This is a genomic window from Paenibacillus sp. PK3_47, assembly GCF_023520895.1.
GTDB lineage: Bacteria > Bacillota > Bacilli > Paenibacillales > Paenibacillaceae > Paenibacillus_AQ.
In genome coordinates this window covers 4,205,443-4,219,829 of the sequence record NZ_CP026029.1, presented here as the reverse complement: position 1 = coordinate 4,219,829, position 14,387 = coordinate 4,205,443, and the positions used below count along the sequence as shown (strand labels likewise).

Annotated in this window: 12 protein-coding genes and 1 pseudogene; 1 reads left to right on the top strand and 12 read right to left on the bottom strand. The window is 55.8% G+C overall.

From position 1 onward, the window contains the following. Positions 1-29: 29 nt before the first annotated feature. The 9 genes from C2I18_RS18780 to C2I18_RS18740 all read right to left on the bottom strand — a co-directional run bounded on the left by C2I18_RS18780 (position 30) and on the right by C2I18_RS18740 (position 9,906). Positions 30-932 carry an FAD binding domain-containing protein gene (locus tag C2I18_RS18780; protein ID WP_249897270.1) on the bottom strand — a complete coding sequence of 301 codons (903 nt, stop codon included), beginning with the start codon at positions 930-932 and terminating at the stop codon, positions 30-32. A 58-nt stretch (positions 933-990) separates the two neighbouring features. After that, a complete protein-coding gene (locus tag C2I18_RS18775) occupies positions 991-1,920 on the bottom strand; it encodes an ABC transporter permease (protein WP_249897269.1) in 930 nt (309 codons plus the stop codon). Positions 1,921-1,951: 31 nt separating this feature from the next. Further along, positions 1,952-3,061, bottom strand: coding sequence for an ABC transporter permease (locus C2I18_RS18770; protein ID WP_481857948.1), 1,110 nt, complete (start codon positions 3,059-3,061; stop codon positions 1,952-1,954). 2 nt (positions 3,062-3,063) lie between these two features. Next, complete coding sequence (locus tag C2I18_RS18765) at positions 3,064-4,596, bottom strand: ABC transporter ATP-binding protein (RefSeq protein ID WP_249897267.1); 1,533 nt, start codon at positions 4,594-4,596, stop codon at positions 3,064-3,066. A 109-nt stretch (positions 4,597-4,705) separates the two neighbouring features. Then, positions 4,706-5,890: a BMP family ABC transporter substrate-binding protein gene (locus C2I18_RS18760; protein ID WP_249897266.1), complete on the bottom strand. Its 1,185-nt coding sequence runs from the start codon at positions 5,888-5,890 to the stop codon at positions 4,706-4,708. A gap of 216 nt (positions 5,891-6,106) precedes the next feature. Continuing rightward, positions 6,107-6,667 (bottom strand): NTP transferase domain-containing protein, encoded by a 561-nt coding sequence (locus C2I18_RS18755; RefSeq protein ID WP_249897265.1) that lies wholly within the window; start codon positions 6,665-6,667, stop codon positions 6,107-6,109. After that, on the bottom strand, positions 6,615-7,748 hold the full coding sequence (locus tag C2I18_RS18750) for an XdhC family protein (protein ID WP_249897264.1): 1,134 nt from the start codon (positions 7,746-7,748) through the stop codon (positions 6,615-6,617). The genes C2I18_RS18755 and C2I18_RS18750 overlap by 53 nt, the downstream gene beginning before the upstream one ends. Before the next feature lie 30 nt (positions 7,749-7,778). Next, positions 7,779-9,353: a PucR family transcriptional regulator gene (locus tag C2I18_RS18745; protein ID WP_249897263.1), complete on the bottom strand. Its 1,575-nt coding sequence runs from the start codon at positions 9,351-9,353 to the stop codon at positions 7,779-7,781. An 82-nt stretch (positions 9,354-9,435) separates the two neighbouring features. Beyond that, entirely contained in the window at positions 9,436-9,906 is a 471-nt protein-coding gene (locus C2I18_RS18740) for a hypothetical protein (RefSeq protein WP_249897262.1), read from the bottom strand. Between the two features lie 14 nt (positions 9,907-9,920). Here C2I18_RS18740 and C2I18_RS18735 point away from each other — a divergent pair, with 14 nt between their 5' ends. Further along, a complete protein-coding gene (locus C2I18_RS18735) occupies positions 9,921-10,730 on the top strand; it encodes a hypothetical protein (protein WP_249897261.1) in 810 nt (269 codons plus the stop codon). A gap of 7 nt (positions 10,731-10,737) precedes the next feature. On the opposite strand, the gene C2I18_RS18730 is transcribed toward C2I18_RS18735, so the two are convergent. The 3 genes and pseudogenes from C2I18_RS18730 to ggt form a co-directional block, all read right to left on the bottom strand. Continuing rightward, positions 10,738-11,034 (bottom strand): hypothetical protein, encoded by a 297-nt coding sequence (locus C2I18_RS18730; protein WP_249897260.1) that lies wholly within the window; start codon positions 11,032-11,034, stop codon positions 10,738-10,740. Positions 11,035-11,150: 116 nt separating this feature from the next. Beyond that, entirely contained in the window at positions 11,151-12,503 is a 1,353-nt protein-coding gene (locus tag C2I18_RS18725) for an amidase family protein (protein WP_249897259.1), read from the bottom strand. Between the two features lie 58 nt (positions 12,504-12,561). Continuing rightward, positions 12,562-14,138: pseudogene (gene ggt, locus C2I18_RS18720) on the bottom strand (gamma-glutamyltransferase). Positions 14,139-14,387 lie beyond the last annotated feature (249 nt).

Genomic DNA, 14,387 nt, shown 5'->3' with positions numbered 1-14,387 from the left:
ACAATTTGTTATAGTTAAATGGATGTTTGTTACGTGTTCAACGCCTTCCACAGCTCGGAGACTATGAGATTGCCTGCCGTTTTCTTCTTATACGCCACTGTTGCAAAGGGATCATTGTAGGTTGAGAAGCCTTCCTCCACGGCCTGATACAATCCGGCCAGCAGTCTGTCTTCACAGACCGCGCCTTCCAGCAGCCTTTCAGCTTCCTTCAGGCGCTGAGGCCTTCCCGAACCTCCGCCGGCCGCAATGCGCACATCGCGCAGGCTCCGGCTGGCGTCATCCACCGTTGCCGCAAGCGCAACGGTAACAAGCGAAGCGGTGAAGGCTTCACGCCGTCCCGCCTTGCGGAAGACACTGATTCTGCCGGGTCCACCGCCATCCTGCCCTCCGGCAGCTGCCGGGAGACGGACGCCGGCCAGAATATCGGCGGACGGCTCCACTGCGCTCCAGCGGCTGCCCAGCCAATGCTCCACTAACTGCACTGCAAGAAACCTGCCGTTAAATACGGCGATTTCAGCATCATGGACCAGCAGTGCAGGCAGAATATCTCCATAGCCGGAAGCGATATTTCCGCCCAGTGTGGCCAGATTACGCACGGACGGTGCAGCAATATTGCGTGCGGCTTCCTGCACAGCCGGGGCAGTCTCCAGCAATTGCCCGCTCCTGCGGCATACCGCCAGAGTAACAAGCGACCCCAGCGTCAGGTAATCCGCTGCCGCTGCCAGCTCATCCATGCCCCTTATATTCCGCAGGTCAATCATCTGCCGGGGAAAAGGCACAGTCCCCGCTTCCCACTGTGTCCTCAGCAGCGTACCGCCGGATACATACACAGCCTTGTCTCCTAGTTCGCTTTTCAACTCCCAGGCCTCCTGCAGGCTGCGGGGACGGTGCACCCGCGGCGCAGACAGCTTATTAATCTGCAGTGACTCCATGTCTTCGCCCCCTTCAGGACCGGCATCAGTCTGCCTGTAATTTATTCTGCCAGCCTTATCAGAATCTCTGCTCCCGGATATAAGGTGTGCCCAGTGATTCCGGCGTGCCTGACGGCTTGTTGCGGTTGCGGTAACCCAGGTACATGAGCACCAGGATCGTGACAATGTAAGGGATCATCTTCAGGAAATATGACGGTATACTGCTGCCGAGCAGCTGAATGCGGAATCCGAGCGAATCAAGCGCACCGAAGAAATAAGCGCAAAAGAGGGCGCGAAGCGGATTCCATCTGGCAAAAATGACAAGTCCCACAGCAATCCAGCCGCGGCCGGCAGTCAGCCCTTCATTCCAGGTCGGCGCATAGGCCAGGACCATATCGGCGCCGGCAAGGCCGATCAGCATGGCCCCGGCGGTAATGTAGCTGTAACGGATCAGCTGTACGCGGATCCCCATTACATCTGCAGTAGCCGGGCTGTCGCCCACCGCCCGCAGATGCAGCCCCCAGGAGGTGTAATGAATCAGCAGATGCAGCGCAAGAACCAGCAGCAGGCTGAACCAGGTCAGAACATCAAGCCTGCCGAAGATATCACCTATCACCGGGATGGACTTGATCAATCCAAGATCCAGCCTCGGCAGAAATCCCGGCAGCGGCAGTCCGCTGATGGATTTGCCGAGATAGGCGCTGAGTCCGCTGCCGAACAGCGTCATCGCCAGACCGGACATCGTCTGGTTCGCCCTAAGCGTCACGCAGAGGAAGGAATGCACCATGCCGAGCACAGCAGTGACAGCCACAGCAGCGAGCAGGGCCAGCATCAGATTGCCGCTGCGGATGTAGACGATACAGGTTGTGACCGCCCCCATCAGCATCAGCCCCTCCGCGCCCAGCTGGATTATTCCCGCACGTTCCGTCAGAATGCCTCCCAGGGTAGCGAGCAGCAGCGGTGTTCCGGCAGATATGGCAGCGATTAATAACTGTGTAGTGAAATCCATGAGTTTACTCCCTTCTTATAACAAGAAGCTGCTATACGCTCCGCCGGATGCGGAAACGGTGAATCATATCGCCGGCAATCAGGAAGAACAGGATCGAACCCTGCAGCATCTCCGAGATGGACGAAGGCAGTCCGATCGTCTGCACACTGTAGCCGCCGACAATCAGGCCGCCGAACAGGACGGAGGTGACGATAAGGCCCAGCGGATTCAGTTTGGCGAGCCAGGCGACAATGATGGCCGTATACCCGTACCCCGGCGAGATTCCCTGCATCAGCTTGTGCGTAACCCCCGATACCTCGGCCATACCGGCAATGCCTGCCAGGCCGCCGCTGATCAGCATCACGATAATGATATGGCGTTTAATAGGGATGCCCGCGTAACGGGCGGCTGTAGGATTGGCGCCGATCAGGCGCAGCTCATAACCCCAGCGGGTAAATTTGATCATCAGATAATAGATCACTACGGCAATAAGACCAAAAATAAGTCCGATATGCAGCCTCGTGGACCCCAGCACCGGCAGCGACTGGGCAGCCGTGAACATCGGTGAACCGGGAAAGTTAAACCCGGCCGGGTCTTTCCAGGGGCCGAACACTACATAATCGAGCGCCAGCAGTGCCACATAGTTCAGCATCAGGGAAGTAATCAGTTCATTGACTCCAAAGTGTGTCCGCGGAATCGCAGTCATCAGTCCCCACAACGCTCCGGCGGCAGTTCCGAACAGCAGCATCAGTGAGATGGACCAGAACGCCGGCAGACCGGGAAAATAAATCGTAACTGCCGTAGCAGCCATCGCCCCGACCGTCAACTGGCCTTCTGCTCCGATATTCCAGACAGAAATCCGGTAGGCTACAGCAATTCCCAGTCCGCAGAGCAGCAAAGGAATCGCTTTGACCATGGTTTCAGTAATACCATAGGAGGTGCCGAAGGCCCCGCGGAACATTTTTTCATATACCGTAACCGGACTCATGCCGTTGGCAGCTATAAATACCGCGCACAGCAGCAGGGCAAGAACGACGGACAGGAACGGCGACCACCACGGGGAGCGGGTGCGGCTTGCATCGTATTCGAGACGCATGGAGAATCTTTTGCCGGATTTTACCGGGGAGGGTTCTAGCACTGCGGCCTGGCTTCCGTTTTTCATATTCATACCGCATTTCCCTCTCTTTCCCTGACCCCGGCCATCCTAAGACCGATGCTCTCCCTGTCCGCATGTTCATGGTCGCTTTCTCCAATAATCGAGCCGTTATATATGACCAGAATCCGGTCGGACAACTGCAGCAGCTCATCCAGATCCTCCGAGATCAGCAGCACACCGCTGCCTGAGGCGCGCAGCTCCATCAGCAATTCATGAACCCCCGCCGCCGCACCGACATCAAGGCCCTGCGTCGGATGCACTGCAACCATCAGCTTCGGCTTCTGGCTGACTTCACGGGCGAACAGCAGCTTCTGCTGGTTCCCGCCTGACAGCTGCTGCACCGGAGTATCCAGCTCGGGCGTTTTGACATTAAAGCGCCGGACAAGCTCCTGTGACCAGGACCGGTTTTTTGCCGCCTTCAGAATACCTAAATTGGAATGCTCGCTGCTCCGGTACGATTTGAACAGCAGATTATCCACCGAACCGAGCCGGCCGGCCAGGCCGCTCTTCATCCGGTTCTCCGGTACATGGGAGATGCCCGAATCAATGGCTCCCCGTACCGATGCTGTTTTAACCGGAGTGCCGTCAAAAATAATCTCGCCGCTTTTCCAGGCACGCAGCCCTGTCAGCACTTCCGCCAGCTCCTTCTGGCCATTGCCGGCAACCCCTGCGACACCGACAATCTCCCCTTCATGCACCTTCAGGGATAACCGGTCCAGCGCCTTGCGTCCGTGGTCTGCCGTGACATCCAAATCGCTGACAATCAGCAGCGGTTTACCCTGCACAGCATCCCGCTCCTGGCGGGTAATCGCCACCTCTTTGCCCACCATCAGGCGGGCCAGCTCCATTTCATCCGTTTCCGCTGTGGCAAGCGTTGCAATCATCCTCCCCTTGCGCATGACAGAAATGCGGTCGGAAGAAGCCATTACTTCTTTCATTTTGTGCGTGGTCATAATGACCGTCTTGCCCGCCTGCTTCATGACCTTCAGCGTCTGGAACAGCTGCTCTGCTTCACCCGGTGTAAGCACAGAAGTCGGCTCATCAAGAATGATGATGTCAGCGCCGCGGTACAGCGTCTTGACGATTTCGACACGCTGCTGCTCTCCGACGGACAGCTGCCAGATCGGACGGTCCACCGCAAAGGTCAGCCCGAAGCGCTCTGCAAGCTCTGCAATCTCTTCATGCTTGTTTTTCATCCACCTGCTTCCCCGCCAGAAAGACGACTTTTCGCCAAGCACGATATTCTCCGCTGCCGTGAGGCTCTGCACCAGCCTGAAGTTCTGAAACACCATGCCTACGCCCAGGAGTGCCGCATCTTTGGGCGAGCGGATTTTGACCGGCTGCCCGTGAATCAGGATTTCTCCTTCATCCGCCCTGTACACGCCTGACAGCATGCTCATGACTGTGCTCTTCCCTGCCCCGTTTTCGCCCAGCAGCGCATGGATTTCACCCGCATTTGCCGAAAAATCAACCTGGTCACTCGCCGTCACCGTACCGAACCTCTTCACAATCCCGCGCATTTCAACCGAATGATGCTGCATTGCGAGCCGCTCCTTTCCTTATAGTTGTAGTACGGGTGGGGAAGGTTCCGCTTCGCCGGAACCCGCCCCACCCATAAAGGCCTTGCGTATGCAATTGAAATCACACCGTTTATTGCGGGATTGTGCCCACTACCCCTTCGGCAAGCCAATCCATCGACAGGATTTCCTCAAGGGTCAGCGTCTGGCCTTCCGCCACTTTCTCGCTGCCCTGGTTATCTGCGATCGGACCTGTGAACACCTCAAGCTCGCCGCTGATGATTTTCGCTTTGGCCTCTTCAACCAGCTGTTTTACCTCATCCGGAACTTTACTGCCGAATGGCGCAAGCTCCACCATGCCGTCAGCCATATCCCCGGAGTACTGCTCGCTCTTCCACGTGCCGTCCATAACTGATTGAACAGCCTTCACGTAATAAGGGCCCCAGTTCCATACAGGGTTGGTCAGGTAATTGTCCGGTGCGAACTTGCTCATATCGGAGTTATTTCCCCCTGCAAAAGCACCGCGCTCTGCTGCTGCTGTCAGTGTAGCCGGTGAATCCTGATAAGCCAGCAGCACATCGGCCCCCTTATCCAGCAGGCTGATTGCCGCCTGGCGTTCAGTGGCCGGATCATACCAGGTATTCGCCCAGACAACATCTACTTTAATATCCGGGTTGACGCTTTGCGCTCCCAGAGTAAAAGCATTCAGGTTATAGATGACTTCACTGATCGGGAAGGCCCCTACATACCCCAGATGATTTTTCTTCGTCATTTTACCTGCCGCAATACCGGACAGATAGCTGGCCTGATAGTTTTTGCCGAAATAAGTCCCCATGTTCTCAGCAGTCTTGTAACCGGAGGCGTGGAGGAATTTCACATTGGGGAATTTGCCCGCAACATTCAGCGTGAAATCCATATATCCGAAGCTTGTAGTAAATACGATGTCATGGTTCTGTGCAAGTTCTGTAATGACGCGTTCAGCATCGGCGCTTTCCGGAACATTTTCTACGAAATCCGCTTTAATGCCGAGTTCTTTCTCCATATAAAGACGGCCTTGATCATGCTGATAAGTATATCCCCCGTCACCCGGAGGCCCGATGTACACAAATGCAACCGTCGGCTTCTCTGCAGCAGGCTCTGCTGTTTCTGCGGCTCCGCTCTCTGTCCCCGCATTGGCTGCTGCCGTCGCCTCCGCTCCGCTGTTACGTGCATTTGTCCCGGAAGCAGCATTGTTGCTGCTGCCGCAGCCTGCCAGCACGACCGCGAGCATAAGCACTAACATCAGACTGAAAGTAAATCCCTGACCCCTTTTTTTCATATTTCTCCTCCTCCAGGAAATCTCTCATAATGGCTACAGCCATCAATGTATCTCTACTATACTTAGCCGGGGTCATGACGTAAATTTAGTTAACATACGTTTGTGCCTTTTGATAAGATACAGAGCTGTTTTTGTGCTTAGCGCACGGTGGGAGGAGGATTCTCTCTAAAATATGTGATATTACATGACGTTGATCCTTAAAAAATTTAAATAATATCAGCTGTTGCCCCGCATGCTCCATTCTTTACGGATCTCTCCGAACTCAGCCTGTGTGTCAGCATCCATGAAGTAACGGGAGGACTCTGCCTGCAGAATCTCCCCTTTGTAATCCGGTGAACGCAGAATGGCTGCAGCCCCCTTATCACCATCCAGACCTTGAAGCACTGTAAACATCCTTCTGGAAAAAAGCGCCGGCGGCATCGCCAGCCCATCATTCGCGCTGGCCACATAATCCAGCTCCGGATTACGCTCAAATGTCTCAATCAGCCGGTTCACAAGAGCCGCAGTAATAAACGGCTGATCCGCCAGTGCCACAACAGCGGCATCCGGCTGTCCGGGCATAATGGCATTTAACCCGCAGCGCAGGGAAAAGGACAGGCCCAGATGTGCGGTCAGACAGGTCTCTGTCCGCCTGTCACCCTGCTCTGCAGCAGGCGGCAGCCATTCCAGATTATCATCGGCGCGGACGACAACCACCAGCGGCGAAAGGCCGCAGCGGTCCAGCTCACTGAGCGCGGCGCTCCCCAGGGTAACCTCCTGCGACAGCTTCAGTGACATTTTGGAAGCTCCCATCCGTCTGCTCTGGCCTGCCGCCAGATAAATACCGGCTACTTTCATCGCTCTCCACTCCTTTTGGCAGCATACGCATGGCCGCCCTTCTGATTTGGATCATCTCTGCGACAATACTGACGGCAATCTCTTCCGGGCCTTCGGCACCTATGGCCAGGCCTACCGGGGCATGCATTGAGGCAGGGGGTTCAATACCATCCAGCAAAAGGCCTACCCGCGCCCTGGACCCGAGGATACCGATGTAACGCGGAGCCGCAGGAAGCAGGCACTCCAGAAATCTCCGGTCCCTCCCGGTCTGATGACTGCAGATCAGTACATAGTCCTGCGGACCGATTCTAAGACGGGACACGGCTTCATCCGGCGGACAAATCACACGCTCCGCACCCGGAAAGGCATGCCGGAGGCTGCCTTCCCGCCAGTCGGCGACAGCGATCCGGAAGCCGCTCCTCCCTGCCAGATCAGCGACCGGCAGGGAGTCCTGGCCGCCGCCGAAGATCACCAGCCGCGGCTTCGGCTGGAGCAGTGTATAAAAGGGAACCGGGGACTCTGCAAATGTGAGAACCGGTGCAGAGGCAGGTACAGGGCATAAGCTCAACTGCTGCGGCCCCGTATTCTTTTGGCGGACCGGAGGCTGATGCTTACCTGTGTAAACCTGCATACTGTAGCGGTATCCGGGAGCGGCCGGTTCACGCAGCAGCATGAGATTTTCTCCCGACTCCATTCGTCTGTAACTCTCTATAACTACACGGCGCAGTTCTCCACGCACCGGTTCAAGCACCACGGTGATCCTGCCGCCGCAGCCGACAGCCTCCCCCCAGGAGAAATCATCCGGTGACAGCATGTTATATTCAACACGTTCGGGAATCCCCTTTTCCCATACAGCTTCTGTCCGCAGCTCCAAATCGCTTTCCAGACAACCCGGGCTAAGGCTGCCGATCGTCCCGCCTTCATGGAACAGCATGGCTGCTCCGGGTTTACGGTAAGAATGTCCCTCCACTTCAATCAGAGTCGCAAGTACGGCGGGAGCATCGTGTCTGTAAATGTGCTGTACAATCTCATGGATACTCATGAAGCCCCCTCCTCTTCCGCAGGTTAAACTCTATTCGCGCTCCAGCATTTTCCGGAAAGTAAACACCAGCTTCAGCCTCATCAAATCATTGATTTTTTTGAAGTCGATATCCAGCAGTTCACTCAGCTTCTCAATCCGGTAAGTCGCAGTATTGCGGTGAATGAACAGTTTTTTGGCCGTTTCGTTCACATGCCCGTCATTATCGAGATAGACCTCCAGCGTGTGCAGCATTTCCTTGACATACTCCGGTTCCCGGCTCAGCAGCCCCCGCAGGCTGCCGTTACAGTACTTCTCCATCATCTCCGCCGGAATCTGCCCCAGCAGAAGATTGAGCTCAAGCTGGCGGTAATGCACCACATTTCCGTGTGCACCCCACTGCTGCATCATTCCCATGCATTCCTTGACCTCGGCAAAAGCCTCTTTCAGCCCTTCAGGTTTCACCTTCGTACAGCTGATGGCCGCTCTTGGAAAATACCCTTTATCAAACTTGAGCTTTTGAAAACAATCGTTTATCAGAGCCCGGAACTGTTCCGGGGTGTGCGGACCTGCGGGATAAAGCGACAGCAGACCTTCATCCATCAGGACATGCACGGCATTCAGCCCGTCCAGCAGCGGATGCCCGATCAGCTCTTCTTTGAGACGCAGCAGCTCTCCCTGCCGGGCTTCCCCGGCACCGACTGTATCTGTCAGCAGCAGCTGGAACGGCGCCTGCAGCAGCGGGAGCTCCAGCCTCTCTGCCGCCTGCGCCAGCTCACTGCAGGACAGCCCTCCGCCCAGGCAGCGGCGGATCAGCCCGCTGAACTCCCGGTGCCCCTCATGCTCGAAATAATCTTCCAGCCCGGCATGGATATGATAAGAGATCAGCTCCGCTCCCTGTACAAATAAACTCTCTTCCACGGGCAGCAGCAGCGGATCGATACAACAGTATAAAAGATAGCCTGAGCACTTGGATCCCTGCAGCAGCGGTATGCGCAGTCCACTTTTGCCGCCGATGCGAAGGCGCTGATTGCGGTTCTGCCAAGGCCACCCTTCAATCAGCTCTGCACTGGTATATCCGGAATTATTGTAGACAGTCTCGCCGCGGCTGCTGACTACTGCAAGAGGGTATCCGATCACCTCAGACACGGACTCGAACAGCGGACGGCTGTGCCCGGAACGGAGCGCATAGCGCATCAGCTTGCGCTGCTTCTCCATGATGCCCTGCAGCACGCTAGTGCTGCGCGAAAGCTCTGCACGGAACAAGCCATTCATCTGATCAGAGAAGGTAAACTGGAACGGCAGCTCGATTAACGGAAAATCCAGCAGCTCCGCTTCAGCAACCAGCTGTTCCGGAACAGCATCCCAGAACCTTCCCAGCTTGATCCCGAGTCCGGCAGAACCCCGCCGGTGGAGCGTCTGCAGCAGGGCCGAGGCATCCTCAAGGTTGTCCTTGATCAAATAGGCTGTCGTGAGCAGCATCTCCCCTTCTTTGATCCAGTCGGAGATATCAGGCGCATCCATCACATTAATCGACTTGACAATCCGGTTCTTCCCCCTGGAGCCGGCGATAAGCCGGGCTTCAGATAAAGGATAAATGGACAACGCTTCTTCCACGGTAAGATGCATGCCACCCCTCCTCCTTTAAATTCGCTTACCACTTATTCGCTTCATATGTTACTTTATGTAACATTATAGATAAAATGAACGGTTATGAAAAGAGAAAAGTAAAAATATTCTTTGTTTGTGTTATTTTTATTGACATAATACCTACATAGTGTTTGTGGAGCATTACTTCTGATTTGTGCAGCTTTCTTGCGATGATTTTTAGCAATACGGCTGGATGGGTGGTTAGCGGGAGTGTTTTTTGAGTGTTTTTTGAGTGTTTTTTGAGTTTTCGAGTACCTTTTGGGTGCCTTTTGAAGGCTTTTGAGGGCTTTTGAGGGCTTTGAGGGCTTTTGAGCTTTTGAGCTTTTGAGCTTTTGAGCTTTTGAGCTTTTGAGCTTTTGAGGGCTTTGAGTGGTTTATGGGGCAGTAGCTTTTTAGCTTTGGGGAGAGGGGATTGAGAGTTGGGGGGCCGGGCCGCTGGAGCGGATGCCTGTATCCACGAGCGACTCCCGGAAGGCGGATAGAGTGGATTCTTGATACCGCTTGAGGACCGCTTAGGAGTTACAAGAATCAAAGGTACTTGTACCTATGATTTCGGCTTATGCGCGTAAATCGCTGGAATCAGAGGTACTTATACCTTTGATTTCGGCCTTCGCAGGCAAATCGCTGGAATCAGAGGTACTTATACCTTTGATTCCAGCTTATGCGCGTAAATCGCTGGAATCAGAGGTACTTATACCCTTGATTTCGGCTTTCGCAGGCAAATCGCTGAAATCAGAGGTACTTATACCTTTGATACCGGCCTTCGTAGGCAAATCCCTGGAATCAGAGGTACTTATACCTTTGATTCCGGCCTTCGCAGGCAAATCGCCGGAATCAGAGGTACTTATACCTTTGATTTCGGCCTTCGCAGGCAAATCGCTGGAATCAGAGGTACTTATACCTTTGATTTTGGCTTTCGCAGGCAAATCGTTGGAATCAGAGGTACTTATACCTTTGATTCCGGCCTTCGTAGGCAAATCGCTGGAATCAGAGGTACGTATACCTTTGATTTCGGCCTTCACAGGCAAATCGCCGGAATCAGAGGTACTTATACCTTTGATTTCGGCTTTCGCAGGTAAATCGCCGGAATCAGAGGTACTTATACCTTTGATTCCGGCCTTCGCAGGCAAATCGCTGAAATCAGAGGTACTTATACCTTTGATTCCGGCCTTCGCAGGCAAATCGCTGAAATCAGAGGTACTTATACCTTTAATTCCGGCCTTCGCGTGCAACTGTTGGGATCATTGGGAGTTTGGAAGTGCCGCGTTTTTATCCACATTTGAAATTATTCGCCACAACCACTTCGACCTCATTACCAGGTACGGATTTCCTCTACAGGGGCGCTGTTCTAACTAACCACAAACTAACTTAAGCTCAATATAGCCAAAGAACTTTTACCGTTCATTCCGGCCCGCCACCCGGTTTCGCCGGATTCAACGGGACTTTTACCGTTCATTTCAGCCCGCCACCCGGTTTCGCCGAATTCAACGGGACTTTTACCGTTCATTCCGGCCCGCCACCCGGTTTCGCCGAGTTCAACGGGACTTTTACCGTTCATTTCAGTCCGCCACCCGGTTTCGGCGAATTCAACGGGACTTTTACCGTTCATTTCAGCCCGCCACCCGGTTTCGCCGAATTCAACGAGACTTTTACCGTTCATTTCAGCGAGTCCGGCAGCGGCTGCACTCCTCCACACACTCAAAACAGCCCTAGCTTTCTAAACCTGTATAAAACTTCCGAACTCCACTGGTACTGCAGAGCAGAGCCAAGAGTCTGTCAGCCGGATGCCGGTTGCCAAATGTGGCTTACCCAGGAGAGCAGCCGGTGATCCTGCCCATGCCCGCCGATTACGGATAGGCCCAAAGGCAGGCCGCCGGGGCCTGTTACAGGCAGCGTTACCTGCGGCAATCCGGCCAGTCCGGCAATGCAGCTGAGCATCATTGCCCCGCTGCGGTTCAGCTCCAGCTGCTTGAGGTCGCCGCCGCGCAGCGGCGCAGGGCCCGGAACAGTAGGGATGACCAGGCAGCCGTCTTCGCCTAGCAGATGCGTGAGTCTCGCCGCCACTTCCTCACGCAGAGACTGCGCGTGCCTGTGATCCCCGCCCGCCAGACCCGCCGCCCAGGCAAAACGGGCAGCAATGTCAGGCCCGAAGACCGGCTGCCGATTCTCAATCCAGGCACCGTGCGTCGCCCAGATTTCTGCGCCCTGAAGCTCCCGGAAAGCATCCATCCAGCTTTTCAAGCCTTCCGCTGAGATCACGGTCTCCACAATCCTCTCTGCACCCGCCTGCAGCCGTGACAGGCCTCCTTTCAAGTATGCCGCACTTTCCGGTCCGGCCAAAGTCCAGCAATCAGTTGCGGTAAAAAGCCTCGCCATCCCGTTATTTTGATGTGCGATGCCTTGGGCTGAGCCCCATCCCGCCCGCTTCTGCCGGATTTCACCTTGGCTTATCATTCGGGAGGTATCTTTTTCAGTTCCCGTAAGAGACGTTTGAACGGCGCTATAATTAGCTGCTAAATTAGTCGGTTGGACAGGTACCGCAACAGAATTACGGCCGAAAGCTCCCTTAAGCAGAACTTCCCCAACCCGCAGCAGCAGCTCTGCACTGTCAGCCATCCAGCCGACTGTATCAAAACTCAGGGCGAGCGGAATAACCCCGCTCATATCCACGGCCCCATGCGTCGGACGAAACCCGTATATCCCGCAGTAGGCTGAAGGAACACGGACTGAACCACCAGTATCCGTGCCGAGGGCAAAATCCACACTGCCAGAGGCTACCGCCACGGCTGAACCGCTGGAAGAGCCACCGGGAATCCTGCCCGCAGCACGCGGGTTAACCGGTGTGCCGTAATGGTAATTTTCCCCGCCCAAGCTATACATGAGCTCGTCCGTATGTGCGGCTCCGCGCAGGTCAGCCCCGGCGTGAAGGAGCCTGTGCACCGCTGCCGAATGTTCCGCTGACGGCTCATGGCTGCTTAGCCAGTCCGGGTTGCCAGCGGAAGAGCGGTGCCCGGCTACTGCGAACACATCCTTGACCGCAAAGCTCCTGCCGGATAAAACACCCTCTACACAGAAGGGCACTGTAAGCTCGGGAGCAATAAAGGCGCCGAATGAATTATTGAGAACCATCTCTTCCCTCCTTCTCCCGGTTACTCCAGGAAGCTGTATTAGATTTCATCTTATCTGCTTACCAGCCGATGGCGGCACCGTCACAGCGCGGATCCGTGCCCCCGCTGCGGTAGCCGTTGTCATCGATCGCGATGGCGTGGGCATGCCCCATAATGCCGTCATAGTCTTCCACCGGACGTACCAGATGTCCGGCTTCCGCCAATTGATCGAGCACTGGCTGTGCCACACGCTTCTCGACCTTCAGCTCCCGGGTTGGTTCTCCCCAGGTTCTGCCCCAAACAAACCGCGGTGCATCCACTGCAGCCTGCGGATTCATTCCGTAATGCAGCATCCTGGTAAGCAGCAGACTTTGCGTCTGCGGCTGCCCCTCTCCACCCTGAGTGCCATAGAGATAGACAGGCTTGCCGTCCCTGCAGACCATCGCCGGCATAAGGGTATGGAATGTTCGCTTATGGGGCTCCAGCGTATTGACATGCCGGGGGTCGAGGGAGAAAAACGACCCTCTGTTTTGCAGCAATATTCCGGTATCTCCGGCCACTGCGCCCGATCCGAATTCAAAATACAGACTCTGAATGAAGGACACAGCATTCCCTTCACCGTCTACCACCGCCGCATAAGCGGTGTCTCTTCCTACTGGCTCGCTATCCAGCACTACCGCCTTTTGGAATGAAATCGAAGATGCCAGCTCAGCCGCATACCCCCTGTCCAGCAGCCGTTCCAGCGGAACAGGACTGAAGGTTGGATCGGTGAGGAAAGCATCTCGGTCACGGAAACTTAGCTTCAGCGCTTCTGCCAGCAGATGATAATACTCGTAGGAGCCATGTTCGATTAGGCCAAAATCATAGTGCTCCAGCATGTTCAGCACCATCAGCGCCGTGAATCCCTGCGAGTTGGGAGGTGCCTGGTAGACCGTATGACCATGGTATTCCGTCGAAACCGGATCTACCCATTCCCCCTGATGATCCGCAAAATCATCCAGGGTGAGGTACCCGCCGGAGGCCTGCATATAGCGGCTGATCTCTTTCGCGATTCCGCCTTTGTAAAAGGCCTCCCGGCCTCCTGCAGCCAGCGTCCGCAGCGTGGCCGCCAGCTGCCGCTGCACAAACCTGCCCCCGGCCGCGGGAACCGCGTCGCCCGGCAGGTAAATCGCCGCCGCTTCCTGCGTCAGCGCGGCTCCCGCCAGGATGCTGTTGCCGTGCTGGTCCGGCGACAGCGGAAACCCCGCGGATGCGTAGCCGATGGCCGGCTCCAGCACCTCCGCCAGAGACAGGCGGCCTCTGCCCTGCAGCACGGCCGCCCAGCTGTCCGCCATTCCGGGCACCGTAATGGCGCTGCGGATCCCCCGCCGGGGAATGGCACTTTCCCCGGCATAGCAGTCCCGGCGGACGGCGTAGCCGGACCGTCCGCTGCCGTTGTAGGCCCTAACGCGCCCTTCGCCCGGGCTGTAGGCCAGCCAAAAGGCATCGCCGCCCAGTCCTGTCATGTGCGGATACACCACAGCAAGCGCTGCGCTGACCGCGACTGCCGCGTCAAAGGCATTCCCCCGCGCTCCAGGATGCGCGCCCCGGCAGCCGACGCCAGATAGTGCGGGCTCACCACCATTGTTTCCGCACCCATCACCGGTCCTCTTCTCATATCCGCGCCTCCTTTCACTGCTGACCACCACTCATCCTGTGCTGATCACGTTCCCTTTGTCATTACCTTGCCATCGATTCACTGCCCAGCGCTCTTGTTTGCGCACCCATCACCCGCGCCTCCTTTCACTGCTGACCACCACTCATCCTGTGCCGATCACCGTTCCCTTTGTCATTACCTTGCCATCGATTCACTGCCCAGCGCTCTTGTTTACGCACCCATCACCCGCGCCTCCTTTCACCGCTGACC

Bases quoted from the DNA above. Each gene is read 5' to 3' on its own strand.
- C2I18_RS18780 (WP_249897270.1), bottom strand. From the start codon at position 932: ATGGAGTCACTGCAGATTAATAAGCTGTCTGCGCCGCGGGTGCACCGT.
- C2I18_RS18775 (WP_249897269.1), bottom strand. From the start codon at position 1,920: ATGGATTTCACTACACAGTTATTAATCGCTGCCATATCTGCCGGAACA.
- C2I18_RS18770 (WP_481857948.1), bottom strand. From the start codon at position 3,061: ATGAAAAACGGAAGCCAGGCCGCAGTGCTAGAACCCTCCCCGGTAAAA.
- C2I18_RS18765 (WP_249897267.1), bottom strand. From the start codon at position 4,596: ATGCAGCATCATTCGGTTGAAATGCGCGGGATTGTGAAGAGGTTCGGT.
- C2I18_RS18760 (WP_249897266.1), bottom strand. From the start codon at position 5,890: ATGAAAAAAAGGGGTCAGGGATTTACTTTCAGTCTGATGTTAGTGCTT.
- C2I18_RS18755 (WP_249897265.1), bottom strand. From the start codon at position 6,667: ATGTCACTGAAGCTGTCGCAGGAGGTTACCCTGGGGAGCGCCGCGCTC.
- C2I18_RS18750 (WP_249897264.1), bottom strand. From the start codon at position 7,748: ATGAGTATCCATGAGATTGTACAGCACATTTACAGACACGATGCTCCC.
- C2I18_RS18745 (WP_249897263.1), bottom strand. From the start codon at position 9,353: ATGCATCTTACCGTGGAAGAAGCGTTGTCCATTTATCCTTTATCTGAA.
- C2I18_RS18735 (WP_249897261.1), top strand. From the start codon at position 9,921: ATGATTTCGGCTTATGCGCGTAAATCGCTGGAATCAGAGGTACTTATA.
- C2I18_RS18730 (WP_249897260.1), bottom strand. From the start codon at position 11,034: ATGAACGGTAAAAGTCTCGTTGAATTCGGCGAAACCGGGTGGCGGGCT.
- C2I18_RS18725 (WP_249897259.1), bottom strand. From the start codon at position 12,503: ATGGTTCTCAATAATTCATTCGGCGCCTTTATTGCTCCCGAGCTTACA.